Raw genomic sequence first — 24,120 nt, forward strand, 5'->3', positions numbered from 1 at the left:
GGAGGTTCTTGGGGGCACTATAACTGTTCGTGAGGTGTTGATATGTGGTTTGAAAATGCTATAGGAAAAGAAAAGATCAAATTCATGTTTAATAATGAGTTTAACATTAAAAATATTGAAGTTGATAATTTCTCATTGGAGCATTTTTCAGATTTAAAGATTAGGTTTTATTGTAAGGATATACCCAAAAAGTATCCTATAAAATGGAACGAAGAGGGCTTTAATGCAATGAGTTTAGTAGTTGCTTTTGGAGATGTCATTCAATTTAATGTTACTGGGTCAAGGGTCGGTTTTTTGTGTTCGCCGATAATAAATTCTTTAAAGGAATTCTCTGAAATAACTATAAAACATCATGGGTTTTATTTTTATTGCAAGGCAAGATTTTTAACTATAGAAAGTATTACTCCATATATCGATGAAAGATGGGACTGGTTGGAATAGGACCAGCGATATATGCTGAAGTCGTTTATTTGAATAATCACGCCAAGGTTACTTGGAGCAAAGAAATTAAAGCTAAGCGTGAGTGTTGAGTATCTAATGGAGAGTGTGTTATGAGTCTCGTAAAGGTTGATTGGACTCCTGAACATATGGGCGGGAGAAAAACAGTCCCTCCAGCAGGAAAGTATTATGCAGTATCTCGATTTCCTGAGGACAAGGAGTGGCAAAATAATGCCTGGAGCGTTGTTTTTGAGCTAGAGGAGTCCAAGTCTGAAAATGGCAAGACGTTTTCGTTGGGAACTGTAGATTTTCTTATGGAATCTGCACCTAAAGAGCGTATAGTTCAGCATGATAAATTCGAAATTTACGAAGGTCCCAAAAAAGTAGCGGATGTTTTTCTTCTTCGAACCTGATTATTGATAGTGTTGGTACTGGATAGTGCTAACTACTACAGAACCAGGCGCTAGCTGAACTTCTTTCAGCGAGAGATAATTACTGAGCCTCATTAGGGCAAGCCGAAGGGGCAGATAAAACCACCCCCTCCAACCCGTTATCCCCCAAACTAAATACCCAATGTGCCGTTAATCAGGGTGCAGCACTGCCCGCCGATCCAGGGCTCGCCGTCAATAAAGCGCACGCTCACGCGGCCATCTCGATTCAGTTGGGTGCCCTGGCGCACCTGGTAACCCTGTGCGGTCTGGCCGCCGTCGGGGAAGCGGCTGGCCTTCAATAAGCGCGCCAGGCAGGCATTGGCGCTGCCGGTTACCGGATCTTCAATCAAAACACCGCATTCCACCATAAACGCGCGCATTTCGTAATCGGCCGGTTCGGTTGCGGAGCTGGCGCCATAAACCACCACGCCATCCACATCGCAAGCCGTTTGCAGCTGTTTAATCGTGGCCTGATCCGGCGTTACCGCCAGGCAGGACTGCGCGTCCGGCAGGCGCACCATCAGCCAGCGAATGCCCATCTCGGCAATCACCGGCGGGGTGCCTGCTGCAATCACTGCAGGCCGTAAAGCGGCCGTCAGCCGTTCGGTTTCCTCGGCCGCCATGGGGCGGAACTCAACTTCGGGCGCGGCGAACGCCAATGTGCCTTCCGGCAGGATATTGACCGCCACCAGGCCGACGCCGCATTCCTGCATCATCGTTCCAGGGCGTTTAGGCGTCAACCCGGCTTTCAGCAAGGCGTGGGCGGTGCCCAGCGTTGGGTGGCCGGCGAAGGGCAGCTCTTTTTCGGTAGTGAAAATGCGCACCTTATAATCCGCCGCCGGGTGCGTCGGTTTAAGCACGAAAGTGGTTTCCGACAGATTGGTCCAACGGGCCAATGCCAGCATCTGCGCGTCGTTCAGCCCTTCGGCTTCCAACACCACCGCCACGGGATTGCCGAGCAGCGGCGTGGCGGTGAAAACGTCCACCTGTTGGTAGGCGCGGGGTGTCACATCATCGCTTCTGAGCATTGGCCATCATCCATTATCAACAAAACCTGATGATAACGATATTCGCCAATGGCTTCAAAGGGTTGAATTTTGTTTTGGCATACCTGCCCGTCGCCACCTCAGCCCCGGCTTGGCGAACATCACCAGGTTGCCCAGCAGAATCAGGCACAGCCCCAGCACGGCGTTGAAGTGCCACTGGTAGCCTTCGTAGATCGTTGAGATGGTCAGCGCCACCAGCGGGAACAGCAGGGTGCTGTAAGCCGCCGCACCGGCGCCGATGCGGCCGAGCAGGCTGAAGTAGGCGGCGAAGGCGATCACCGATCCGAAGACAGCCAGGTACAACAGGGATCCGATATAGCGGCTGCTGTATTCCATCTGGAACGATGCGCCCTGCGCCAGGGCGATCAGCGCCATCAGCAGCGCGCCGTAGGTCATAGCATAGGTATTGGTGGAAAAAATATCCAGCCCGCGGCACTGATGGCGCGCGCTGATCATATTGCCCAGCGAGAAGCCGTAGGTGCCGAGCGCGCTCAGGCCGATGCCTTTAAGCAGCTCCGGCGCCATGCGGGTGGCGGCCAGATCTTGCCAGAACAGCGCCACGATGCCGGTCAACCCCAGCAGCGCCGCCGGCAGCAGGTTGGGGTTGGGGCGCTGGCGGAAAAACAGCAGGCTGTTGAGGGCATTGAACAGCACCGCCATCGAAAAGATCACCGATTCCAGCCCGCTGCTGATATAAGCCGCCGCATGGTAGAAGCAGAAGAAGTTGAAACCGAACACGCAGCAGCCCTGCAGCACGCAGAACAGATGATCGCGCGGGGCGATGCGGCGCAGGCGGCGCGTTAGCAACAGCGCGGCGAACATCACCGCGGCGGAAATGGCGAAACGGTAAGCGATCGACACGGGAATGGCCACCGGGCCTTCCTGTTGCAGGGTAATCGCTATCCAGGTGGTGCCCCAAATCAGCACCACGGCGAGGTACAACAGCGCATTCATTCTATTCACTCCGAAAAAACCGATGGCGCAGTATCCGCTTTGGCGCGCGGCGGCGCTTGCATCGCTTTGCGCCCAGTTGCATATTCTTGCGCTTTTTTTGCCAAAAGCGCGGGGCGGCCGCTGGCATGCCGCGGCGCCACTCTTTACACTGTCAGCATGTCGAACAACGGGGCCGGCGATGTCCAACTATCAGGCGTTTGAAACACTGCGTGAGCACAAGGCGCGGCTGCACGGCCGCGTGCTGCTGGGCACCGGCGTGGAGCTGGCGGCCTGGTCCAACTGCAACGATCGCGTCACGCAGGAAAGCGCCGACCACCATACCCTGAGCCTGTACGTCGCCGACGGCTATGAGTGCTACCAGCAGGTGCCGGGCGGCTGGCGCAACGGCGGCGGGCCGGATCGCTTCTGCATCATGCCGCGCCAGTACGCTTCCACCTGGGATGTGCGCAGCGATCTGTCGTTCGTGCATCTGTACTGCACCGATAACCATCTGCGGCAGTTGGCGGAGCAAACCTGGGATCGCAGCCCGGCGGCGATCAACGTGGAGCAACGCAGCTTCGGCGAAGATCCGCAGATCACGCTGCTGTATCGTCAGTTTTTGCTCAACTGCGACTGGCGGGACAGCGCCAACCTGCTGGCGCTCAGCAGCGCCTCGAACCTGCTGATGTCGCACCTGATCCAGCGCTACAGCCAGCTGCAGTGGAAGCTGCCGGCGGCGCGCGGCGGCCTGGCTCCCGCGGTAGCCAGGCGGGTGCGGGAATATATCGCAAGCCACCTGGATCGGCCTTTGTTGTTGGCCGATCTGGCGGCGCAGGCCGGGTTGAGCGAATACCATTTTGCCCGCATGTTCAAACATTCGACCGGCCTGGCGCCGCACCAGTTTGTGATGCGCGCGCGGCTGCAGCGGGCGGAACAGCTGTTGCGGCATAGCCAACAGCCGATCACCGAGATCGCGCTGGCGTGCGGCTTCAGCTCCGCCAGCCATTTCAGCAACCGCTTCAAGGCGGCCTATGGATTTGCTCCGCTGCAGGTGCGGCAGGGGCGCTAACCGGAAGGGAGTGCAAGCATGGATCAACCATTTGCCGGGCTGGGCGTGTTGTTTGTCGCCGGATTCGGGCCGATCACGCGTGAGAGCGACGAGAGCAAGGCGTTTTATGTCGAGGCGCTGGGGTTGCCGCTCAAGCCGATGCCGGGCAACGAAACCTATCTGCTGGCCGAGCAGGGCGCGCTGGACGGGGTGAAGCACTTCGCCCTGTGGCCGCTGGCGCAGGCGGCGCAGTCCTGCTTTGGCGACGATCGCTGGCCGGCGGATCTCGCGGTGCCGCAGGCATGGATCGAGTTCGACGTGGCCGACATGGCGGCCGCCACCCAGGGGCTGGTCGATCGTGGTTATCGGCTGCTGGTCGCCAATCGTGAAGAGCCGTGGGGGCAAAGCGTTACCCGTTTGCTCAGCCCGGAAGGGTTGCTGGTTGGCGTCACCTATACGCCCTGGCTGCGTTAAACGCAGGCCGTTCGCCGCCGTTTCCCTGCGGCGGGCGGCTTAAGAATAAATACGCATTAGCTTAAAGCGATCTGCGCTATAGACCCATCAAATCCCCGAGTGGTTTCCCTTCCTGAAAGCAGTAATTCCGTTCATTGCGTAAAAACCAATGGCCAGAACGCGCTATTGCTATGCCATTTTACGGCGATTTTTCGCCCGCTTTTTTCGCCGCCAGGTGCCTGATAGGAATAGAGATTATTCTTATATTTCCGCCAACCGTTAAGAAATAATAATGATTCTCGTTTTCAACCACGGAAAGGAGAAGGAACGATGAAAACAGTGAAACGAACGGGCATCGCGCTGGCGATAGCCCTGACTTTCCCCCTGGCATTGCCTGCCGCTTTGGCGGCGCAAACCACCCTGACAAACAGTAAGGCGGCGACGATGACGGAAAAACACGGGCAGTTTATTGCGGTCGGTAAAGTGGTGCAGGTGACCTTCGGCGATTTCGCCTTCAAGCTGGATTTTACCGATGACAAGACCATGACCTTCACCGGTATCGGCGAAGCGTCGCAGGGCATCACCGATACCGTGCAGTACACCGCGGTGGAGATTCGGCCGAAGGTCTACATGGTTTATTGGCATGAACCGCAGTCCGGCGACAACGTGACGCATGTCGAGGACTTTGAGCGCGGCGAGGTGTACACCAACATCGCCGCCAGGGACGGCAGCTTCACCCATCTGAAAGGGCAGCTGAAAATCGTAGGTCACTCAGGAAACTAAGGAGCAGTTATGAAAAAGGCATTGATCACCTGTGCGATCGTCGGCGGTTTGCTGGCGAGTTACCCGGCGCTGTCAACGGATCAGGCGGCGTCTTACAAATCGGCCGGCAAGGGCGGTTATCATCATGCCCAGCAGAAGCTGAAGGTGGTGGAAGATCTGTATGCGGGCTTTTTCAACCGTCATGACATCAGCGTGGCGCAAAAGCTGATTGTGGAGAACTACAAGCAGCATAACCCGTTCGTCGGCGACGGCATCAAGCCGTTTCTGGATTTCTTCAGCCAGACCTTCAAAGACAATCCGCAGTACAGCGCCAAAATATACCGCAGCGCGGTCAACGGCGATCTGGTCTACGTTCACGTCCAATACCAAAATAACCCGCAGGATCGCGGCACCGCCAGCGTGGATATTTATCGGGTGAACGATCAGGGTAAAATCACCGAGCATTGGGACGTCAATCAGGATGTGCCGGAAAAATCGGCCAACGACAATACCATGTTCTGATCCGCAAGGGCCGCTGCGGCGGCCCTCTACATGCCCGTAACACTTTATTTACTTACATAAATAGGAAATGACCGCCGCGTCGAGTAGGCTACGGCCGCCTTTGGCAGTGGTGGCACGGTTGATGGGCGTCATTGTCCCGCCACTGCTTGAGGCGTTTCCCCACATTCCTCGTTATCCCGCGCGTTGATTTTCCACTTTTTTGAACTGATGCCGCAGCTGCAGCGCATTGCAAAGCACCAATATCGCCGTGACGGCGAACACCCAGCGGAACCCCATCATCGCCGAAATGCCCGATCCCAGCAGCGGGCCAACCACGTTGCCCAGGTACATAAAGGATTGGTTATAGCCGAAGATGCGCCCGGTCACCTGATCGGAGGAATACTTCAGCAGCAGCGCCTGCACCGCCGGCATCAGCGCGCCGTCGGCGAACCCCAGCAGGAAGCGCAGAATGCCCAGCTGCAGCGGCGTATTCACCCAGGCCATCACGGCGAACAGGCCGGTGGTGAACAGCAGCGCAGCGATCAGGATGCGCGCGGTGCCGATGCGATCGCCGAGCCGCCCGAGGCGTGGCGCCGAGATCAGCGCCGCAATGCCGGGCACGGCGGCGATCATGCCGCTGACAAAGGCGATATTGCTGACGTCGCCCGACAGCTCGCGGATGAACAGCGTCAGGATCGGGCTGATGGAGGAGTTAGCCAGCTGGATCATCAGGGTACAAACGAACAGCGTGACGATCAGCGTTGGATAAGGCAGCGAACGGAATACCGCCTTGCCGCTCAGCTGATCCGCTTTTTTTACCGTGATGCGCCGTTCTTTAATCAGGAACAGCGTCACCAGGAAGCTGACGAACATCAGCCCGGCGGTGACGAAAAACACCACCCGCAGCCCCAGATGGTCGGCCATCAGCCCGCCCAGCAGCGGCCCGGCGATCACGCCGGAGATCTGCCCGGTAGAGAGCGTGCCCAGCGCCCAGCCGCTTTTATCGCGCGGCGCCTGCGAGGCGACCAGCGCCATGGCGTTGGGAATATAGCCGGACGTCAGCCCCATCAGGGCGCGCAGCGCGAACAGCTGCCAGACGTTGGTGGCCAGCCCCTGCAGGGCGATGACGATCGCCATACCCAGCGAGGCGCGCAGCAGCATCAGCTTGCGGCCTTTGCGGTCGGCGAGGCTGCCCCACAGCGGCGACACCACCGCCGAGACCAAAAAGGTGCCGCTGAACACCAGTCCGGACCACAGGCTGAGGGATTGATGATCGCTGACGCCGAGCTGTTCGACGTACAGCGGCAGAAAAGGGAGGATTTGGCTCATCGCCAGCCCGGTGAAGAAACACCCGAGCCAGACCGAGATCAGATTGACTTTCCATGCTTCCATCGACTTGTCGTACCACGTTGAATTTGGAGGGATTTGTTAAGCAAAATAATAATAACACTGCAAATTAATCGGCGAGGGGCAAATGCGTGAGCAAAGGTAACCCTGCCGATGCAGTGTCTTTTTGCTATATATTAATAGCTATATTATCATAGGTAACCAGGTTAAGCCAGAGCGGCGCTGGAGCCAGGCAGGGCACTGCGCGATCCGGCGGTGTGAAAGCAGGGATAAACTGAACGCTAGATTGACGCCAATGAAAAAAGATCATCCTGAAGACGTGACGCTGCTGCGCACGCAGTTAATGTCGCTGGTGCGCCGTTTGCGGCGCGAGTCGCGCAGCGACGAAAAGTCCTGGGCCCAGCTGATGCTGCTGGGAGCTATCGATCGCCACGGCGGCGAGGCGACGCCGTCGCTGCTGGCGGAGTCGGAGCGCATGCGTTCCTCTAACCTGGCGGCCGCCTTGCGCGAGCTGGAGGCCGATGGGCTGCTGGTGCGCACGCCGGATGCCGAAGACAAACGCCGGGTGCGGGTGCGCCTGACGCCCGCCGGTCTGGGCCTGTTGCAGCAAAGCCGCAGCCGGCGCGAGGCGTGGCTGCTGGCGGCGATGGAAAGCTGTTTAACGGAGCAAGAACAGGCGCAGCTGATCGAAGCGGGGGCGTTGATGGCGCGGCTGGCGGCGGCGCCGTCAACGGACGCGGAATAATCGGCGGGGCGGCAGATGCGCCGCCCGTGCAGCGAGGTTACGGCATCGGCCAATCGGCCGGCATGGTGCTGACGACGTCCACGTAGCGATCCCAGGCCGATGACCAGAATTGGGTGAAGGCTTCCAGGGTGAGGTGGATGCCCATCAGGCCCATCACGAACCAGCAGGCGGTAAACAGGCCCAGGCTGCTGAACATGAACGCCATGCCGTTGCGGCTGGTTTTACGGCAAACGACGTTTAACTGGCTGGCGAAGAACATCATCACGGCGCTCAGCAACTCCCAGCGCATCATGACTAAACCGGTGGCAATGGTACTCATCGAACTCGATCCTATGTAACAAAAAGCCGCATCCGGCAGGGCGCCGACAGGGAAATGCGGGGGAATAACGGGAATAATGTGATTCAGATCACATTGTAGCATTGGGGTGAACGGCGGCTCAATGGGGCGCGCGGTGAAAAAATCGCCGCCGGTAACATTCCAATATGCTGAAACAGTTATGCCATTTCATTAGCAACCTTTTCATGGGGCGGCGCGCCCGATAACGCTATGCTTGCCGGCTTTTCAGTTCCCTGATTTTGCGGGGAAATGTGACGCAAAAGGTATCGGCACCGCATGGCCCTGTTAAAAGAAAAAATTCGCGACCACTCTGCGGAAGAGAGGCTGTTTATCCGCCGGGCAGGCGTAGCGCTGGCGCTGGTGGTGGCCTGTTTCGGCGCGCTGATCGTTAACCTCTACCGGCTGCAAATCCGCCAGCACGGCTTTTACCAGACGCGTTCCAACCAGAACGACATCAAGATGCTGCCGCTCGCCCCCAGCCGCGGGTTAATCTTCGATCGCAACGGCACTCCGCTGGTGCGAAACGTGACACTGTATCGTGTCGAAATCACGCCCAGCAAAATCACCGACATGGCGGCGCTGCTGCAGGCGCTGACGCCGATCGTCGATCTGACGCCGGAAGACATCAGCGCGTTTCGCGACGATATGCACCACAACAGCCGCTACAAGCCGGTGACGCTAAAAACCGGGCTGAGTGACACTGAGGTGGCGCGCTTTGCCGTCAATCAATACCGTTTCGACGGGGTGACCATCGATACCTATCAGCAGCGTGAATATCCTTACGGCGCCCAGCTGGCGCACGTGCTGGGCTATGTGTCGAAGATCAACGACAGCGATCTCAAGCGCCTGGACAAGGCCGGCCTGAGCGAAAACTATGCCGCCGACCGCAACATCGGCAAACAGGGTATCGAGGCCTATTACGAATCCGAACTGCACGGCACCACCGGCTATCAGGAGGTGGAGGTGGATAACCATGGGCGGGTGATCCGCTTGCTGAAGGAACAGCCGCCGAAGGCCGGCAAAAACATTTACCTGACGCTGGATCTGCCGCTGCAGCAGTACATCGAATCGGTGCTGAAGGGGCAACGCGCCGCGGTGGTGGTGGAAGATCCGCGCGACGGTGGCATTCTGGCGATGGTCTCCAGCCCCAGTTACGATCCCAATCCCTTCGTCAAAGGCATCGGCTATCAGGCCTATAAGGCGCTGCTGGGCAACCCGGATCTGCCGCTCATCAACCGCGTTACCCAGGGGTTGTACCCGCCGGCTTCCACGGTGAAGCCCTACATGGCCGTTTCGGCGCTGTTCGCCGGGGTGATCACACCTACCACCACCTTTTTCGGCGCGCCGACCTGGACGCTGCCCGGCACCGAGCGGCGCTACCGCGACTGGCTGAAAACCGGCCACGGCATGCTCAACGTCACCAAAGCGATTGAAGAGTCCGCCGATACCTTCTTTTATCAGGTGGCCTATGAGATGGGCATCGATCGCATTCACCACTGGCTGAGCCAGTTCGGCTACGGCCAGTCGACCGGCATCGATCTGAACGAAGAGTACCGCGGCGTGCTGCCGAGCCGCGACTGGAAGCTGAAGGTGCACAAAAAGGGCTGGTATCAGGGGGATACGGTCTCGGTGGGCATCGGCCAGGGGTATTGGGTGGCGACGCCGATCCAGATGGTGAAAGCCTTGAGCACGCTGCTCAACAACGGCCGGGTGAAAACGCCGCATCTGTTGTATTCGCTGCAGCAGGGCAACCGGGTGACGCGCTACCAGCCGCCGGCGCAAACGGCGCAGATCGGCGATCCCAATTCGCCTTACTGGGGCATCGTGCGCAACGGCATGTACGGCATGGCCAACTTGCCGAACGGCACCGGTTACAAGCTGTTCCACACCGCGCCGTATCAGATCGCCGCCAAATCCGGCACCTCGCAAGTGTTCAGCCTGAAGCAAAACCAGACTTACAACGCCAAAATGATCCCGGTGCGGCTGCGCGATCACATCTTTTATACGCTGTTTGCGCCCTACAAAAATCCCCGGGTGGCGATGGCGCTGATCCTGGAAAACGGCGGTGGCGACGGCGTGGTGGCGGGGCCGACCGCGCGCGCGATCCTCGACCACATTTTTGACCCGGCCAACGCGCCACAGCCCGGAGATACGCCGCAAAGTAAACCGCAGTTAAACGACAGCGCGGATGTGCAACGGTGATGCGGTTTGTTTTTACTTTCTTACAAACTGCAATCTCCTGACCATTTCCGGCAAGGTAGACTGAAATAACACCATAAACTGAATAAAAACGTAGGGTTAACACAACAGTGGCGCCATCGACCAAAAAGAGCGGTAAAACCTATTCCACAGTTCGTTTCGGCTGGATCTGCGCCGGCATGCTGGTCTGTTTTTTTCTGTTGGCGTTCAGGGTCGGCTACCTGCAACTGCTGGAACACCAGCAGTTGGCCAATCAGGCTGACCAGCGTTCGATCCGCACCCAGGTGGTGCCGACCAACCGCGCCATGATCACCGATCGTAACGATGAGGCGCTGGCGGTCAGCGTGTCGTCCAAAGACATCGTGCTGGATCCGAAGCATATTCTCGATACCCAGACCGATACCGGCAACGAACGCTGGCAGAGCATGGCCAACGTGCTGAAGATCCCGCTGGCGGACATCCAGCACCTGATCCAGAGCAACGCGCGCAAACGCTTCGTTTATCTGGCGCGCAAGGTAGAGGACGATAACGCCGCCTACATCAGTAAGCTGCACCTGACCGGCGTCAGCACCGAGCAGGATTTCAGCCGCTTTTATCCGATGGGCCAGGACGCCGCCGGGCTGATCGGCATCGTCGGCCAGGACAATCAGGGGCTGGAGGGTATTGAGCTGGGTTTCAACCCGCTGCTGCAGGGCAAAAACGGCCTGCGGGTCTATCAGAAGGACGGCAGCGGCGCGGTGATCGGCGTGCTTAAAAGCGTGGATCCGGTGCCGCCGCCGAACGTGACGCTCAGCATCGATAAATTTATTCAGTACGTGCTCTATGCGCAGATCCGCGACGGCGTGGTGGCTAACCAGGCCGACTCCGGCTGTGCGGTGCTGGTCAAGATCGACACCGGCGAGGTCCTCGGCATGGCCAGCTACCCGTCGTTCAACCCGAACAACTATGGCAGCACCCCGGCGAAGGATATTCGCAACGTGTGTAGCAGCGACAGCTTCGAACCGGGCTCGACGGTGAAACCGGTGGTGGTAATGGTGGGGCTGGAGCATAAGCTGATCCGGCCGGATACGGTGCTGGACACCACGCCGTATCGGGTGAACGGTCACCTGATCAAAGACGTCGGCCATTGGTCGAAACTGACCATCACCGGCGTGCTGCAAAAATCGAGCGACATCGCGGTATCGCACATTGCGCTGGCGCTGCCGGCCACGGTGCTGCCGGCGGTCTACCGCAGCTTTGGCCTGGGGCGACCGACCGAGCTCGGCATCGGCAACGAGAGCAGCGGCTACCTGCCGCAGCATCGCGAACGCTGGGCCGATATCGAACGTGCTACCTTCTCCTTCGGCTATGGGCTGCGCGTGACGCCGCTGCAGATGGCGCGCGAGTATGCCGCGATCGGTTCCTTCGGCATTTATCGGCCGCTGTCGATCACCAAGGTGACGCCGCCGGTGATGGGGCAACGTATTCTGCCGGCGGATACGGTTCGGGCCGTGGTGCATATGATGGAGAGCGACGCCTTGCCGGGCGGCAGCGGGGTGAGCGCCGCAGTGCCGGGCTACCGGCTGGCGATCAAAACCGGTACCGCCGAGAAAATGGGCCCGAGCGGCAAATACGACGGCGGCTACATCAACTACACCGCCGGCGTGGCGCCGGCCAGCGATCCGCAGGTGGCGCTGGTGGTGATGGTCAACAACCCGAAAGCCGGCAAGCACTTCGGCGGTTCGGTGGCCGGGCCGGTGTTCGGCAAGATCATGGCCCAGGTGCTGGAGCACATGAATATTCTGCCGGATGCCCAGCCGCTTAACGTGGTGTCGTCGGTCAAGGGGTAAGGGGGATTAGCGCGATTCCAGCAGGCGCTTCAGCGCCTGCAGATCGGCGTTCACCAGCCCGACGTCGCGGGCGAACAGCGCGTCGTCCATGTCCGGCTGGCGGAACAGGGTGAAGATCACCTCGGCGCCTTGTCGGTTGGCGAGTGCGCGCAGCGGCACGTAGACTACGCCGCCGTCCGGCAGCGTCACCCAATGATCCAGCACGCCGAAGGCATTGGGCGCGCTAAATCGAATGCGGATCCGCCCCTGCGGGGTCTCCGCCATCCAATCTTCCCCTTCTCGCCGTAAGCTATTGGCTAATCCTTTGGCCCACAACGGGAAGTTTTCCGGGCGGCTGAGAAAGGCGTACACCTCGTCACAGGGGCGGTTGATGGCGACATGCAGCGTTTGCGCGCTCAGCATCATGATTTCTCCGGTTGACGGCAATACTTCAGTGTAGATCCCGCCGCGCTCAGAAGTAGTAACCGATGTTTACGTTGGTGCGAAAATACCATTTATTGCTGCCGGAGGACTGGGTGCCGGTCCAGCCGGTGGCGTTTTCCACGCCACCCCACGGGTTGGCGTTCTGCGCCCAGGTCAGATCCACCCACAGCATCACCGGCATGGCGAACACCTGCACCCCGAGCGTATTCATTTTGGAGTCGGAGCCGCCGTGCCTGTCCTTCCAGAGCACGCTGTAGTCGTTGTAGAAGCGCAGCTTTTTCACCGGCCCCCAGGGCACCTCGACGTCGCGCGCCAGGTTGATGGCGGCAGTGGTGGCCTGCGACGGGATCAGATAGGCCGGCGTCAGGCCGTTGCCGCCCATCAGGATCACCGAATTGCTGGCGCCGGCCGGGCCTTTGGCGTCGTAACCGTAGCGGATCACCTGGCCGGACAGATGCCAGGCATCCCGATTCACCAGCGTATGCAGGCCCGCCGCCCAGAAGCTGCCGTTATCGCCGGTCGCCTGGTTGTAGAGCCGCGAGGCCGCCAGCGAACCGCCGAGCTCATTGTCCCAGCCGCCCTGGTGGAAAGCCCGCGTCAGCCGCAGGTTTACCTGATCGCGTTTTTCGTTGCGCTGCAGATGCTGTGAGGCAAAGTTGGTGTTCTTCAGATCGTCGTAGCTGGCGACGTCGGGGGCGTAACGCACGCCGGTCGGCATCATGCGCGGGTAGTAGGCGGCGTCAAAGGCCCAATCGCCCCGTTGGTATTGGTATTTGGCGCCGAGCCCGGTGTTGACGCCAAAGCCGAGGTAAAACGGAATGCCGTACGACCAGCCGAACTGCGGATAGGGCATCAGGCCGAACGGTTTGAACGGCGCGCCCAGCTGCACGGTGGCGCGCTCAGACAGGTGGTAGCCGACATAGGCGCGGTCGATGGCGTATTTGCGCCGATCCTGAAACCAGAAGCCACTATCGAAAAACGCGTCGTTGACCTGACCGGCGGCATCGATGCGAAAGGCGTCAAAGCGTAAATGCGGCGGATGCCGATAATTGCTGCTGTGCCAGTCTTCATAGCGATAATTGGCGCGCAGCGCGCCGCCGATATCAATATTCTTTTTATTATCCTCGCTTTGCCAATGAATATGCGGAAAGGCCGGGCGGTTTTTTTTTACCGGCGCCACGGTGGCAGCAGCGTCGCTGGGTAATGCGACGGTAGTCGCGTAACTCACTGGTGAAACAAGAAAAAAACAAAGGATGATCTTGCGCATGCCTGGCCCCTGGTGAATGTTTTGTTTTTATTAAGACGAGCGGGGGTTACCTGTGAATAAGGCGCTGTTGCTCGTTTGTTTTATATTTGAGACGTTTCATTGTGCGTTTCATATATTAAATTCATTTCCGGTTAATATATGAAACTTTGTTTCTTGTTTAATGGGAAAACTATAAATCCGGTATTGAACAAGTCAAGAAATAAAAATGAGCGTTGACGAGAAATTCCGATTATTGGGTCGCCCTGGTTTGCGGGGGCGACACAAAGCAGGCTGAAATAGTCGTGTCATAAATGCGCGTTAGACTCGCGGCATTCTGGCATTACTGACTAAAAATCATGAACATAAAACTGACACTTGGCCGCCGGGTAAAACCTGCGGCAGCGCTGCCGCACGCGTTTGGCATCGGCAAGAGCATGGGCTTATTAGGCGGCGTAATTTGCGTTATTGCGCTATTTTCTCTGCTGCAATTGTTTTCCACCGTATTTATTTCCACTATTCTGCACGACGCCAAGGTTAACCTGGTGACGGGAGACGGGTTGCATCGCCAGCAGGCGACGATGGATCGCGCCAGACTGTCGCTGCTGACGGCCAGCGACACCCTGAACCGTGCGGGCATCTATTATCTGCAGGACAAAGTCACCGGCTCCGACGGCAGTTGGCATAGCCTGCTGGATGAATCGTTGGCGGCGTTGGAGGCTTCAAAGCAGGCCTTTGCCCGGTTCGAGCGCTTGAGCGCGGTTGCGCCCGAAGCGGCGGGCGCCCTGAAAGACAGTTATCGCCTGTTCTATGACGGCCTGAAGGAACAGGCGCAAGGGTTGCAAAGCAGCGCCAGCATCGATGCGTTTTTCGCCGTGCCGATCCAGGCGTTTCAGGCGGATTTCAACGAAAAGTACCTCGCTTATCAGGCGCTGAACGAACAGCATGGCAATGACGTCAACGTGCGGCAATTGGCGGCGCTGGAGCAGGCCAATACCTTTGCGCTTGGCGCATTGGCCGCGCTGGTGCTGATCGCCGTGGGGGTGTGGTTCGGCGTCGCCCGCTGGGTGATAGCACCGCTGCAGCGGGCAATTGTCCACCTCAACGTGCTGGCCGCCGGCGATCTTTCGCGGCCGCTGCCGCCTGAGCGGGCGTTGAACCGCGAGATGCGTCAGCTGCAAACCAGCATTGGCCACATGCAGGGCGGTCTGCAGCGCCTGGTAAGCGAGGTGCGCGATGCGGCGAGCGGGATCCTGAACGGCGTCGAGCGGCTGGCGGACGGCAATCGACAGTTGACGGCACAGTCGGCGAAGCAGAACGGTGAATTGCAGTTGGCGACCGAGCACGTGCAGCAGTTGGCGGCGCGGGTGGAAGAAAACGGCCAATACGCGCAGCAGGCCAGCCAACGAACCGAACAGGCCCGGCAGTGCGCCGGCGCCGGTGAGCAGATGATGCAAACCGTCAATGTTTCGATGCACGGGATCGTCAACCAATCGGCCGAGATGCGCGGCATTGTCGCGCTGATCGACAGCGTGGCGTTTCAGACCCATATTCTGGCGTTGAATGCGGCGATCGAGGCCGCGCACGCCGGCGTTCACGGCCGCGGTTTCGCCATCGTGGCTAAAGAAGTGGGCTTGCTGGCGCAAAAGAGCAGCCATTCGACGCGCGATATTCAGCAGTTGATCGGTCGCTCATTGCAGCAAATCGATCAAGGTTCGCAGGCGGTCGAACGGCTGACGGGCAACCTGCGCAAAATTATCGATCTGGTGAACAAATGTAGTGCGCTGATGGGGGAAATCTCGCTGGCGTCGTTCAATCAAGGGGAGAGCATTCAGGACGTGACGGCGCGCATCACCGCGCTGAATCAGGTGGCGCAGCAAACCGGCGCCGTGGTGAGCGCGGTGACCGAGGCTTCGCAGTTGCTGCAGGGGGAGTCGGAACGATTGGATAAAGCGATGGCGCGCTTCAGGCTGCCGGTGCAATAAATAACCCTGACGCGGGTTAATGAATAATAAAGCTGCGCTTAATGTTATTCATTATTTCCCTGTGCTGAGGGACGTTATTTCGATAAATAAAAACAGGCCGGCGCTTATGGATTAAAAAAACGCCGGCCTGCAGAGATTATTTTAACGGGAGGATTAACGGCTGGTCTGGTGGCCGATAATGCCGCCCAGCGCTGCGCCGCCGAGGGTGCCCAGCGTGCTGCCGTCGGTCAGCACTGCGCCGCCGACCGCGCCGACGCCCGCGCCGATCGCCGTGTTGCGATCGCGATTGGACATATGCCCACATGCGGTAACGGAAAGCGTTGCCATCACCACCACCAACACACCTGCGGCACGTTTAATATTCATAATGAGTTCCTGGTAAATTGGCTGATTAATGGATTAAAAATAATCCGATTAACCCACCGGTAGAAGTTGGGATGAATGTATTCCTCCGAAAGAAAATCGAACAGGTAAAAATTCTTAATTTTGCGGCGGTGAAAAGCGATTGCTCGCCGAATGTGCGGCCACCGACAAAACCGCTGGTCTATACTGGGAAGACGCCTCGCGGGGGCGGGGCACACACTCTGGAGGCCGCCATGTCCGATCTCGTTTCCGCGTCCGGCAAACCGGTGAAAATCCCCGGCCCGGATCACCCGATCACCTTGACTCGTCATCCGACGCGGGTCGTGGTGCGTGCTGCCGGGAAAACCCTGGCCGACAGTCGCAATGCGCTCATCCTGCAGGAAGCCACCTATCCGCCGGTGTTTTACTTTCCGCGTGAGGACGTGAAGATGGCGCTGTTGCAGAAAAACGAGCACGTCAGCTACTGCCCGTATAAGGGTGACTGCAGTTATTTCACCTTCGCGCTGAACGGCGCACAGGGGGCCAATACGGCCTGGAGCTATGAAATGCCTTACAACGCCGTGGTGGCGATCAAGAATTATCTGGCATTTTATCCCGACAAAGTGACAGAAATCAGTACTGAAGCCTGACCTGCCGCCGCCGCCGGGCGGGGGCAGGTTGACATTCCGCTTATCCCTACTCATTATGTGTATTACTGGAAACTGATACGCTTTCCTTATGTTTTAATCCGACATAAACGAAACTCTGAGCAGGTGCCAAGGTGTCTACCTCTACGCGATTTGCCGTTGCCATCCATATTCTGACCAACATCACGCTGTGTCGTGGCCAGACGGTGCGTTCCGAAGATATCGCGCGCAGCGTCAACACCAACCCGACGGTGGTGCGGCGGATCCTCGGCGCGCTGGCGGAGGCCGGGCTGACCTATTCGCAGATGGGGCAAGGCGGCGGGGCGCTGCTGGCGCGGCCGGCAGAAGCGATCTCGCTGCTGGACGTGTATCGCGCGGTGGAGGATCAACCCTATTTCATGCTGCACCGCGCCCGGCCTAACGATGCGTGTTATATCGGCCACGCGATTACCCCGGTGCTGGAGCAAGAGTTTGCGCGCGTTGGTCACGCGCTGGAGGCCAGCCTGGCGCAAACCAGCATCGCCGAAATGGCCGGGCAGGTCGAGCGGCAAGCCGGCTATCCTTTCGTACCTTGTTCAGCGCAATATCAAGCGGATACGCAATAAAAACCCACGCCAATTCCGTCTTCCCGCAGAGCATTTTTTGCATTGCGTTAATGTAATTGTGTAAGTTACATTAGCTCGCATCAAGTGTGATGTGGCTCACGTTTTAGACTGCCTCCCCACGATAATCGATCGATTGGCCGGAAACCTTTTCTTCCGGCGCAGATTCGCTGTGCTTATAAACCAGGAGAGAACGATGTTAGAAATGCTTGAAAGCTTGGCCACCGTGGTGGTCCTGGTGCCGGTAATGGTGGCCGTCTTGCTCGGCGCGATTTACGGCTTGGGTGAAGTGTTCAACGTCTTTTCCGCTATCGGCCGCAAAAATAACGGCTGAATTTGAACGTCAGGGGACGCAACGCCCCCTGACGCAGGACTACAATACCGTCGCCAGGAAGTTGCGCGTCCTCTCATGTCCCGGCGCATCCAGAACCTGCTGCACGCTGCCCGTTTCAACCACCTTTCCTTGATCCATAAAGACAATCTGGTCGGCCACTTCGCGGGCGAAGCCGATTTCGTGCGTGACCACCACCATGGTCATGCCCGAATGCGCCAAGTCTTTCATCACCTGCAGCACTTCGCCAACCAATTCAGGATCGAGGGCGGAGGTCGGTTCATCAAACAGTAACACCTGCGGGTTCATCGCCAGCGCGCGGGCGATGGCGACGCGCTGTTGCTGGCCGCCGGACAGTTCTCGCGGCCAGGCGTTGATGCGATGTTCCAGCCCGACGCGGGCCAGCAGCTGCTTCGCCCGTTCCTGCACCTCGGCTTTTTTTTCCTTTTTCACCCGCAGCGGCGCGTCGCTGACGTTTTGCAACACGGTGCGGTGCGCAAACAAGTTGAACTGCTGAAATACCATGCCGATGCTTTTACGCTGTTCGGCCACCTCGGCTTCTTTCAGCTCGTACAGATGCCGGCCTTTTTGACGATAGCCGATCAGCTGTTCGCCAACGCGAATGGTGCCGCCGTCCAGCTTTTCCAGGTGGTTGATGCAGCGCAACAGGGTGGATTTGCCGGAGCCTGAAGGGCCGAGGATCACCGTCACCGAGCCTGCCGGGATGGTCAGACTGATGTTTTTCAACACTTCGGTGCCGGAAAAGGATTTCCGCACCCGGTTGATGTGGATGGATGCGCTCATTGTTCACCTCCCTGAGGGGCTTTGCGGTTGAGGAAGAACCCGCCGCGGCGCGTTGCCTGCGTGCCGCGGCCAAAATAGCGCTCCACGTAGTATTGGCCAATCGACAGAATCGAAGTCATGGCCAGATACCACAGGGTGGCGACCAGCAGCAGCGGTATGACCTCGTAGGTGCGTTGGTAAATAATCTGCGCCGAATACAGCACGTCCTGCAGGGCAATCACCGACACCACCGCGGTGGTTTTCAACTGCCCGATCACCTCATTGCCCGCCGGCGGCAGGATGGTGCGCATCGCCTGCGGCAATACCACGCGCCACAGGATTTGCCCACGACGGTATCCCAGCGCTTTGGCGGCTTCCAGCTGGCCGCTGCCGACGCTTTGGATGCCTGCGCGCACGATCTCCGCCGCATAGGCCGACTGATGCATCACCAGCGCGATCACCGCCGCGCTGAAGGTGCTGATAAGGGTATTGGTCGGCGCGCTGGCGACTTCGCCAAGAAACGGGATCCACAGGCTGATGCGCGGATAAAGCGCGGCGATGTTGTACCACAGGAACAGCTGCACCAGCATCGGCACCGCACGGAAGAACCAGGTATAGAACCAGCTTACCGCAACCAATACCGGGTTGGCCGACAGGCGCATCAGCGCCAGCAGCACGCCACCGGCGAAGCCGAAAACCACCGAAATCACCGTCAGCTTAAGCGTCATGAGCACGCCGTTGAGGATGGAAGCCTCGGTAAGGTTTTCCGCCACCACCGCCCATTCAAAGCGCGGGTTGTGCAGCATGGAATTGATGATAACGCCGACGATCAACAGCACAACCAGGGCGCTGAGCCAGCGCCCGTAATGCCGATGGCCGACGATGCTCAGTTCCGCGTCGTCGACTGGGTGTTGCCCACTCATTTGGCGATCTCTTCATTGATGCCGGCGGTTTTCACTGCACCAAAACCGATATCCCAGCCGTCGAGGATTTTCTGGTAACTGCCGTCGGCGATCAGAGAATTCAGCGCCGCCTGCACCGGTTTCACCAGTTCGGAGCCTTTCGGCAGGGCAATGGCCACCGTGGTGCCGTCAATGTTGATATCACCGGCCAGCGTCAGCGGTTTAACGTGGGTGGCCTGGTAGCGCAACCCTTCATACGGGCCGAAAAACATCGGTACGCGGCCGCTGATCACCGCTTGCACCCCGGCCGGGCGGTCCGGGAAGATCGGCATGGTGATGGCCGGCTTGCCGGCGGCGACGCATTGATCGCTGGCCTGCTGCAGGCGGGTGATCTGCGAGGTGCCTGCGCCGGCGCCGACGGTCTGGCCGCACAGCTGTGCCAGCTCGGTGTAAGGGCCTGGCGCAGCGTCTTTGCGGGCGATCAAGGCCAGCTTGGAAGCGTGGTAATAACCGACGAAGTCTACCTGCTGGAAGCGCTTTTTGTTGGCGTCAATGTTGGCCAGCGCGACGTCATAACGGCCGGACTTCAGGCCGGGGATGATGTTGTCGAAGCCGCCGGTGTCCTTCCAGTGGATCGCCACGCCCAGGCGATCGGCAATCGCGCTCATCACGTCGATTTCACGCCCGGCCAGCGTTTTGTTGTCCGCCTGGTAAAAGGTGGTCGGCGGGGTGTTCGGGTTGGTGCCGGCAACGATATAGCCGGCCTTTTTGATCGCTTCAGGCAGGCTGTCGTGCAGCGCCGGATCGGCGGCAGCTTTCACCGCCGCCTTGAAGGGAACATCGCCTTCAGCGGCATGGCCGGCTGCCAACGGCGCCAGCGTGGAGGAAGCCAACAGCAGGGACAGTACGGTGCGTTTGAATGTGGTTTTCATCATGATTTCCCTGCGGATTAAGCCGATTTTACGTTAGCGAAGTTGATTGCCGGCTCCGGCAGACCCAGGTTTTCACGCAGGGTTGCATGCTGATACTCTTCACGGAACAGGCCACGGCGACGCAGCTCCGGGATCACCAGCTCGACGAACAGTTCCAGCTGGTTGGGCAATACCGCCGGCATGATGTTGAAGCCGTCTGCGCCTTGCTGTTCCAGCCACAGCTGGAAGTCGTCGGCGATCTCTTCGGCGGTGCCTACTACCACGCGGTGGCCGCGCGAACCGGCCGCGACGGCCGCCAGCTCGCGCAGCGTCAGGTTTTCCCGCGCGGCCAGATCGGTCAGCAGTTTCACGCGGCTTTGGCCGCCTTCGGTGGCGCCTACGTTCGGCACCGGGCCGTCCAGCGGATAATCGCTCAAATCGAAACCAAAGCGCGCCGACAGCTGCTCAATGCCGTTATCGATATCCACCAGTTGATTCAGCTGATACCAGGTTTCCTGCGCTTCTTCTTTGGTACGCCCGACAATCGGCATCACACCTGGCAGGATCAGCAGGTGGTCCGGGTTGCGGCCGGCGTCGGCCACGTATTTTTTCTGACTGCGGTAGAAAGCTTGTCCTTCTTCCAGGCTGGCGGCGGCGGTGAACACCACTTCGGCGGTTTCCGCCGCCAGCTGCTGACCGGCCGGAGAAGAGCCGGCCTCAATGATCACCGGCCGTCCCTGCGGCGAGCGGGAAATGTTCAGCGGGCCCTGCACCGAGAAATGCTTGCCCTTATGGTTGGCGGCGTGGATTTTCTCGTCGATGGCGTACACGCCATTTTGCTTGTCGCGCACGATGGCGTCTTTTTCCCAGCCGTCCCACAGTTTGTAGCTGGCCTCGAGGAATTCCCGCGCCACTTCATAGCGTTCGGCGTGCGACGGCAGATCTTCACGGCTGAAGTTGCGCGCCGCATCGCTGGAGAAAGAGGTCACCACGTTCCAGGCGGCGCGGCCGTGGCTGATATGGTCGATGGAGGCCATGGCGCGTGCCAGGTGGAAGGGTTGATCGAACGTAGTGGAGGCGGTCGCTGCCAGCCCGATATGGCGGGTGTTGACCGCCAGCGCTGCGAGCAGCGTCAGCGGCTCCAGGCGTGACATCGTCGAGGGCAGGCGGTGCACGCTGGTTGCCAACGCGTCGCCGACGAAGAACATATCGAAGGTGCCTTCTTCGGCTTTTTTTGCGATCCAGGTGAACCAGTCGATATCGGTCGGTGAACCGCTGGCGCCTTCTGCGCGCCATCCCCCGATGTGGTGCCCCAGCGCCTGAACGAACAGACCGAGACGGAGTTGGCGCGATGGTGTTGAAGGTGAAGTACTCATAATTATTCCTGTTTTATTATTAATTTAACAATGCAATCAGTCGCGGCAGCGCGCCAGGGGACATAAGCGCGCAGTCGCGGATAACGCTCTCGCCTTCGAGGCCCGGAAGCAGCTGCAGAATGGCGCGCAGCTTGGCGTCGAGGTCTGTCGGCCGGGCGGCGGTTTGCTTTCTTGTGACTATGTCACTTATTTGCCTTCCGTCCTGCAGCGTCAGGGTCAGGCGATGGAAGCGCATCTCCGGATCGAGCGCGTCCGGCGGGGCCGCGGGATCGGCATGGCGCTCAACTTTTGCCGCCAGGGCGGCGATAGCCGCATCGACAGGCTGTTCGCCGTAATGCGTCAGCGGGATCTCGCCGTGGTATAGCGCATCGGCGATGACGTATTCGAGGCTAAAGCGCGCTTCCACACCGGTGGCCGGTTGGCGAATAAAGGGCGCAGTATCTGCGCCGGGCGGAAAACTGACCTCAACCTGTGCGATCTCCGCAAGGGCGTCGCCTTGTGCCAGCAGCCGCGCGCGCAGGGCGAGCGCCGCCTCGGCCGCGCTGTGAGTGCCACCGCAAGTCGGGTACCGCTTGAACTCCAGCCCCGGCTGCAGGATGCGCCAGGGCGTGCCCCAGCCGGCGGTCAGGCATTCCGGTTTTTGCCGGCCGCCGCCGTGGGAAGTCAGCAGGCTGTCCAGCACGCCCTCCGGTTGGCCGTTGAAACCGGCCTGAGCCAGCAGGGCGGCGTTGACCGCGTTGCGTGCCGCCAACCCGGCGTGCAGCGGTTTGGCCGCCGAACCGAACTGGCTGCGCAGGCCCGCTGCCTGCGTGGCCGCCAGGCCCAGAGCAATCTGCGTCTGCCGCTGGTCAAGCTGCAGATAACGCGCCACGGCGGCGCAGGCGGCGACCGCGCCCAGGGTGGCGGTGCTGTGAAAACCCAGCACGTAATGTTGCGTGCCAGCGGCCAATCCCAGCCGGCCAGCGGCCTCTACGCCGATGACATAGGCGGTTAACAGCTCAGTGACATTGTCACTCTCACCGTTCAGCGCCAGCAGGGCTGAGAGCACTACGGTGCTCGGATGGCCACGCAGCGCAGGATGGTAATCATCGAAGTCCAACGCGTGGCTGACATAGCCATAGCGCAGTGCGCGGTTCTCGCTGCCGTTCGGCGGAAACGTCTTACCGATCGCTGCCAGACCGGCATCGCTCAACGCCCCGCGGGCAATCGGCAGCGCGCAGGCGAAGTAATCTTTCACGCCGCGGCGAGCGGCTGACAGGGCGGTTTCATCCGGCTGGCTGTTCAATATCAGATGGGCGAATTGGGCGGTTATCGGTAATGACAAGGCGTTAACACCTGAATTTATATACGGTTATGCACGAGTGCGGGGTGAAAGGTATTGTGTGGCGATTTTCGTTGTCCCGAAAGAACGAACGGCGCTTCCATATCTCTGAATGGAATATAACGACGGCACTGTGCCGCCGTCAGAGCTGCTGGCAGGCGCGGCAGGCTGCGCCTTAGCTATTTTTGTGCAAAGCAAAGCTGAATTTGCTCTGGCACGATAGAGGACTCAGGCCGAGAAAAGGCGAACGCTCATGATGTCGATAAATGCCCTGAGACGCGGTGTAAGATGTTTGCTTGAAGGCCAGAGAATTTTGAGGCTGCCACTGTGTCGGCAGTGGTCGCCAAGCACAGGTTGGAGCCGCCGTCGCTCCAGCGCCTCTCGCACCGCGAAATCGGGCAAGCAGGCGATGCCCAGGCCCTGTTCCGCCAGGTAAATCAGCGTGTCGACGGTGTTGCATACCGTGCGCTTGCCCAGGCCTTCGTCGAGCAGTTTATCTCCGCCCGCCACCGGCCAGGTCTCGACTTTGCCGGTGGTGGGGAATCTGTATAACAGGCAGGCGTGATCGCGCAGTTCTGCCGGCTGGCGGGGTATTCCCGCTCGGCGCAGATACTCTGGCGCCGCCACCAGCTGTAGGTGAAACGTGCCCAGTTGGCGGCTCATTAAGCGAGAATCCTCGGTATCGCCCACGCGGATCACCGCATCGAACCCTTCTTCGATCACCGCGACTCGACGGTCGGAAAAATCGGTTTCCAGTTCAATCTCCGGGTAACGCCGGACAAATTCCGCCAGCACCGGATTCAGCAGGCCGCCCACCAGCGGCAAACTGACACGCAGCTTGCCGCGCGGCGCGCTGTGCGTATCGCTGATTTCCCGTTCCGCCGCCGCCAATTCCCCGAGAATGCGCTGGCAGCGGTGCAGAAACAGCCGGCCTTCTGCGGTCAGCGTCATGCTGCGCGTGCTGCGGTGGAACAGACGCGCACCCAGCCGATTTTCCAGGCGGGCGATGCTTTTCCCCACCGCGGAAGCGGAAATGCCGAGCACGCGCCCGGCCTCTACGAAACTCAGCGTCTCCGCGGCCTGCACAAAGACGTTCACCCCAGACAGATTATCCATTGTTTGCCCCATTGCGGACTTGAGTGTCCGCTATGAAAAGAAATCTAGCCTGTTTTTTCGTTAATCGCC

Annotated in this window: 26 protein-coding genes; 13 read left to right on the forward strand and 13 right to left on the reverse strand. The window is 59.2% G+C overall.

Annotation, left to right across the window (positions count from 1 at the left end):
* The first annotated feature begins 42 nt into the window (after positions 1-42).
* Positions 43-441, forward strand: a complete 399-nt coding sequence (locus tag ACJ8PN_RS07575; RefSeq protein WP_197781495.1) for an Imm50 family immunity protein — start codon at positions 43-45, stop codon at positions 439-441.
* Between the two features lie 110 nt (positions 442-551).
* Positions 552-851 (forward strand): hypothetical protein, encoded by a 300-nt coding sequence (locus tag ACJ8PN_RS07580; protein ID WP_085336926.1) that lies wholly within the window; start codon positions 552-554, stop codon positions 849-851.
* 149 nt (positions 852-1,000) lie between these two features.
* On the opposite strand, the gene ACJ8PN_RS07585 is transcribed toward ACJ8PN_RS07580, so the two are convergent.
* Both ACJ8PN_RS07585 and ACJ8PN_RS07590 read right to left on the reverse strand, forming a co-directional pair.
* Complete coding sequence (locus ACJ8PN_RS07585; RefSeq protein ID WP_351110064.1) at positions 1,001-1,897, reverse strand: PhzF family phenazine biosynthesis protein; 897 nt, start codon at positions 1,895-1,897, stop codon at positions 1,001-1,003.
* Positions 1,898-1,951: 54 nt separating this feature from the next.
* Positions 1,952-2,869: a DMT family transporter gene (locus ACJ8PN_RS07590; protein WP_351110062.1), complete on the reverse strand. Its 918-nt coding sequence runs from the start codon at positions 2,867-2,869 to the stop codon at positions 1,952-1,954.
* A 178-nt stretch (positions 2,870-3,047) separates the two neighbouring features.
* On the opposite strand from ACJ8PN_RS07590, the gene ACJ8PN_RS07595 reads away from it, so the two are divergent.
* The 4 genes from ACJ8PN_RS07595 (at position 3,048) to ACJ8PN_RS07610 (ending at position 5,633) form a co-directional block, all read left to right on the forward strand.
* Complete coding sequence (locus ACJ8PN_RS07595; RefSeq protein ID WP_442534777.1) at positions 3,048-3,917, forward strand: helix-turn-helix domain-containing protein; 870 nt, start codon at positions 3,048-3,050, stop codon at positions 3,915-3,917.
* Positions 3,918-3,935: 18 nt separating this feature from the next.
* On the forward strand, positions 3,936-4,370 hold the full coding sequence (locus ACJ8PN_RS07600) for a glyoxalase/bleomycin resistance/dioxygenase family protein (protein WP_021504557.1): 435 nt from the start codon (positions 3,936-3,938) through the stop codon (positions 4,368-4,370).
* 309 nt (positions 4,371-4,679) lie between these two features.
* Positions 4,680-5,132 (forward strand): MoaF-related domain-containing protein, encoded by a 453-nt coding sequence (locus ACJ8PN_RS07605; protein WP_015377823.1) that lies wholly within the window; start codon positions 4,680-4,682, stop codon positions 5,130-5,132.
* Between the two features lie 9 nt (positions 5,133-5,141).
* Positions 5,142-5,633, forward strand: a complete 492-nt coding sequence (locus ACJ8PN_RS07610) for a nuclear transport factor 2 family protein (protein ID WP_021504558.1) — start codon at positions 5,142-5,144, stop codon at positions 5,631-5,633.
* A gap of 171 nt (positions 5,634-5,804) precedes the next feature.
* Here the strand turns inward: ACJ8PN_RS07610 and ACJ8PN_RS07615 are convergent, their stop codons facing one another.
* The gene (locus ACJ8PN_RS07615) at positions 5,805-7,004 is read right to left on the reverse strand and encodes a multidrug efflux MFS transporter (protein WP_171453987.1); all 1,200 of its coding nucleotides are present in this window, start codon (positions 7,002-7,004) and stop codon (positions 5,805-5,807) included.
* A gap of 250 nt (positions 7,005-7,254) precedes the next feature.
* Here ACJ8PN_RS07615 and ACJ8PN_RS07620 point away from each other — a divergent pair, with 250 nt between their 5' ends.
* The gene (locus ACJ8PN_RS07620; protein WP_004940714.1) at positions 7,255-7,704 is read left to right on the forward strand and encodes a MarR family winged helix-turn-helix transcriptional regulator; all 450 of its coding nucleotides are present in this window, start codon (positions 7,255-7,257) and stop codon (positions 7,702-7,704) included.
* Positions 7,705-7,741: 37 nt separating this feature from the next.
* On the opposite strand, the gene ACJ8PN_RS07625 is transcribed toward ACJ8PN_RS07620, so the two are convergent.
* Positions 7,742-8,023 carry a YjcB family protein gene (locus tag ACJ8PN_RS07625; RefSeq protein WP_004940713.1) on the reverse strand — a complete coding sequence of 94 codons (282 nt, stop codon included), beginning with the start codon at positions 8,021-8,023 and terminating at the stop codon, positions 7,742-7,744.
* 294 nt (positions 8,024-8,317) lie between these two features.
* On the opposite strand from ACJ8PN_RS07625, the gene mrdA reads away from it, so the two are divergent.
* Positions 8,318-10,243: a penicillin-binding protein 2 gene (mrdA, locus tag ACJ8PN_RS07630; protein WP_171453989.1), complete on the forward strand. Its 1,926-nt coding sequence runs from the start codon at positions 8,318-8,320 to the stop codon at positions 10,241-10,243.
* Between the two features lie 107 nt (positions 10,244-10,350).
* Entirely contained in the window at positions 10,351-12,069 is a 1,719-nt protein-coding gene (locus ACJ8PN_RS07635; RefSeq protein WP_021504563.1) for a penicillin-binding transpeptidase domain-containing protein, read from the forward strand.
* Positions 12,070-12,075: 6 nt separating this feature from the next.
* Here the strand turns inward: ACJ8PN_RS07635 and ACJ8PN_RS07640 are convergent, their stop codons facing one another.
* Both ACJ8PN_RS07640 and ACJ8PN_RS07645 read right to left on the reverse strand, forming a co-directional pair.
* Positions 12,076-12,474, reverse strand: coding sequence for a hypothetical protein (locus tag ACJ8PN_RS07640; RefSeq protein WP_021504564.1), 399 nt, complete (start codon positions 12,472-12,474; stop codon positions 12,076-12,078).
* Positions 12,475-12,520: 46 nt separating this feature from the next.
* The gene (locus ACJ8PN_RS07645) at positions 12,521-13,759 is read right to left on the reverse strand and encodes a hypothetical protein (RefSeq protein ID WP_351110055.1); all 1,239 of its coding nucleotides are present in this window, start codon (positions 13,757-13,759) and stop codon (positions 12,521-12,523) included.
* A 335-nt stretch (positions 13,760-14,094) separates the two neighbouring features.
* Here ACJ8PN_RS07645 and ACJ8PN_RS07650 point away from each other — a divergent pair, with 335 nt between their 5' ends.
* Entirely contained in the window at positions 14,095-15,720 is a 1,626-nt protein-coding gene (locus tag ACJ8PN_RS07650) for a methyl-accepting chemotaxis protein (protein WP_442534778.1), read from the forward strand.
* A gap of 153 nt (positions 15,721-15,873) precedes the next feature.
* On the opposite strand, the gene osmB is transcribed toward ACJ8PN_RS07650, so the two are convergent.
* Positions 15,874-16,086 carry an osmotically-inducible lipoprotein OsmB gene (osmB, locus tag ACJ8PN_RS07655; protein WP_004940700.1) on the reverse strand — a complete coding sequence of 71 codons (213 nt, stop codon included), beginning with the start codon at positions 16,084-16,086 and terminating at the stop codon, positions 15,874-15,876.
* Between the two features lie 230 nt (positions 16,087-16,316).
* Between osmB and ACJ8PN_RS07660 the strand changes: the two genes are divergently transcribed.
* The 3 genes from ACJ8PN_RS07660 (at position 16,317) to ACJ8PN_RS07670 (ending at position 17,645) form a co-directional block, all read left to right on the forward strand.
* On the forward strand, positions 16,317-16,712 hold the full coding sequence (locus ACJ8PN_RS07660; protein ID WP_442534779.1) for a DUF427 domain-containing protein: 396 nt from the start codon (positions 16,317-16,319) through the stop codon (positions 16,710-16,712).
* A 131-nt stretch (positions 16,713-16,843) separates the two neighbouring features.
* The gene (locus ACJ8PN_RS07665) at positions 16,844-17,314 is read left to right on the forward strand and encodes an Rrf2 family transcriptional regulator (protein ID WP_004940698.1); all 471 of its coding nucleotides are present in this window, start codon (positions 16,844-16,846) and stop codon (positions 17,312-17,314) included.
* 193 nt (positions 17,315-17,507) lie between these two features.
* Positions 17,508-17,645, forward strand: coding sequence for an AcrZ family multidrug efflux pump-associated protein (locus ACJ8PN_RS07670; protein WP_004940695.1), 138 nt, complete (start codon positions 17,508-17,510; stop codon positions 17,643-17,645).
* A gap of 39 nt (positions 17,646-17,684) precedes the next feature.
* Here ACJ8PN_RS07670 and ACJ8PN_RS07675 read toward each other — a convergent pair whose 3' ends face one another.
* The 6 genes from ACJ8PN_RS07675 to ACJ8PN_RS07700 form a co-directional block, all read right to left on the reverse strand.
* Positions 17,685-18,446, reverse strand: coding sequence for an amino acid ABC transporter ATP-binding protein (locus ACJ8PN_RS07675; RefSeq protein WP_171453993.1), 762 nt, complete (start codon positions 18,444-18,446; stop codon positions 17,685-17,687).
* Entirely contained in the window at positions 18,443-19,348 is a 906-nt protein-coding gene (locus ACJ8PN_RS07680) for an amino acid ABC transporter permease (RefSeq protein WP_021504568.1), read from the reverse strand. The genes ACJ8PN_RS07675 and ACJ8PN_RS07680 overlap by 4 nt, the downstream gene beginning before the upstream one ends.
* Positions 19,345-20,259, reverse strand: a complete 915-nt coding sequence (locus ACJ8PN_RS07685) for an ABC transporter substrate-binding protein (RefSeq protein ID WP_033633086.1) — start codon at positions 20,257-20,259, stop codon at positions 19,345-19,347. Before ACJ8PN_RS07685 ends, ACJ8PN_RS07680 begins: the two co-directional genes overlap by 4 nt.
* A 17-nt stretch (positions 20,260-20,276) precedes the next feature.
* A complete protein-coding gene (locus tag ACJ8PN_RS07690) occupies positions 20,277-21,614 on the reverse strand; it encodes an LLM class flavin-dependent oxidoreductase (protein ID WP_048795820.1) in 1,338 nt (445 codons plus the stop codon).
* Between the two features lie 19 nt (positions 21,615-21,633).
* Positions 21,634-22,938, reverse strand: coding sequence for an MmgE/PrpD family protein (locus tag ACJ8PN_RS07695; RefSeq protein WP_171453994.1), 1,305 nt, complete (start codon positions 22,936-22,938; stop codon positions 21,634-21,636).
* A gap of 225 nt (positions 22,939-23,163) precedes the next feature.
* Positions 23,164-24,051 (reverse strand): LysR family transcriptional regulator, encoded by an 888-nt coding sequence (locus ACJ8PN_RS07700; protein ID WP_021504572.1) that lies wholly within the window; start codon positions 24,049-24,051, stop codon positions 23,164-23,166.
* Positions 24,052-24,120: the final 69 nt, after the last annotated feature.

The sequence above is a fragment of the Serratia sp. CY76391 genome, from assembly GCF_052166695.1.
GTDB lineage: Bacteria > Pseudomonadota > Gammaproteobacteria > Enterobacterales > Enterobacteriaceae > Serratia > Serratia nematodiphila.

Bases quoted from the DNA above. Each gene is read 5' to 3' on its own strand.
- ACJ8PN_RS07575 (WP_197781495.1), top strand. From the start codon at position 43: ATGTGGTTTGAAAATGCTATAGGAAAAGAAAAGATCAAATTCATGTTT.
- ACJ8PN_RS07580 (WP_085336926.1), top strand. From the start codon at position 552: ATGAGTCTCGTAAAGGTTGATTGGACTCCTGAACATATGGGCGGGAGA.
- ACJ8PN_RS07585 (WP_351110064.1), bottom strand. From the start codon at position 1,897: ATGCTCAGAAGCGATGATGTGACACCCCGCGCCTACCAACAGGTGGAC.
- ACJ8PN_RS07590 (WP_351110062.1), bottom strand. From the start codon at position 2,869: ATGAATGCGCTGTTGTACCTCGCCGTGGTGCTGATTTGGGGCACCACC.
- ACJ8PN_RS07595 (WP_442534777.1), top strand. From the start codon at position 3,048: ATGTCCAACTATCAGGCGTTTGAAACACTGCGTGAGCACAAGGCGCGG.
- ACJ8PN_RS07600 (WP_021504557.1), top strand. From the start codon at position 3,936: ATGGATCAACCATTTGCCGGGCTGGGCGTGTTGTTTGTCGCCGGATTC.
- ACJ8PN_RS07605 (WP_015377823.1), top strand. From the start codon at position 4,680: ATGAAAACAGTGAAACGAACGGGCATCGCGCTGGCGATAGCCCTGACT.
- ACJ8PN_RS07610 (WP_021504558.1), top strand. From the start codon at position 5,142: ATGAAAAAGGCATTGATCACCTGTGCGATCGTCGGCGGTTTGCTGGCG.
- ACJ8PN_RS07615 (WP_171453987.1), bottom strand. From the start codon at position 7,004: ATGGAAGCATGGAAAGTCAATCTGATCTCGGTCTGGCTCGGGTGTTTC.
- ACJ8PN_RS07620 (WP_004940714.1), top strand. From the start codon at position 7,255: ATGAAAAAAGATCATCCTGAAGACGTGACGCTGCTGCGCACGCAGTTA.
- ACJ8PN_RS07625 (WP_004940713.1), bottom strand. From the start codon at position 8,023: ATGAGTACCATTGCCACCGGTTTAGTCATGATGCGCTGGGAGTTGCTG.
- mrdA (WP_171453989.1), top strand. From the start codon at position 8,318: ATGGCCCTGTTAAAAGAAAAAATTCGCGACCACTCTGCGGAAGAGAGG.
- ACJ8PN_RS07640 (WP_021504564.1), bottom strand. From the start codon at position 12,474: ATGATGCTGAGCGCGCAAACGCTGCATGTCGCCATCAACCGCCCCTGT.
- ACJ8PN_RS07645 (WP_351110055.1), bottom strand. From the start codon at position 13,759: ATGCGCAAGATCATCCTTTGTTTTTTTCTTGTTTCACCAGTGAGTTAC.
- ACJ8PN_RS07650 (WP_442534778.1), top strand. From the start codon at position 14,095: ATGAACATAAAACTGACACTTGGCCGCCGGGTAAAACCTGCGGCAGCG.
- osmB (WP_004940700.1), bottom strand. From the start codon at position 16,086: ATGAATATTAAACGTGCCGCAGGTGTGTTGGTGGTGGTGATGGCAACG.
- ACJ8PN_RS07660 (WP_442534779.1), top strand. From the start codon at position 16,317: ATGTCCGATCTCGTTTCCGCGTCCGGCAAACCGGTGAAAATCCCCGGC.
- ACJ8PN_RS07670 (WP_004940695.1), top strand. From the start codon at position 17,508: ATGTTAGAAATGCTTGAAAGCTTGGCCACCGTGGTGGTCCTGGTGCCG.
- ACJ8PN_RS07675 (WP_171453993.1), bottom strand. From the start codon at position 18,446: ATGAGCGCATCCATCCACATCAACCGGGTGCGGAAATCCTTTTCCGGC.
- ACJ8PN_RS07680 (WP_021504568.1), bottom strand. From the start codon at position 19,348: ATGAGTGGGCAACACCCAGTCGACGACGCGGAACTGAGCATCGTCGGC.
- ACJ8PN_RS07685 (WP_033633086.1), bottom strand. From the start codon at position 20,259: ATGAAAACCACATTCAAACGCACCGTACTGTCCCTGCTGTTGGCTTCC.
- ACJ8PN_RS07690 (WP_048795820.1), bottom strand. From the start codon at position 21,614: ATGAGTACTTCACCTTCAACACCATCGCGCCAACTCCGTCTCGGTCTG.
- ACJ8PN_RS07700 (WP_021504572.1), bottom strand. From the start codon at position 24,051: ATGGATAATCTGTCTGGGGTGAACGTCTTTGTGCAGGCCGCGGAGACG.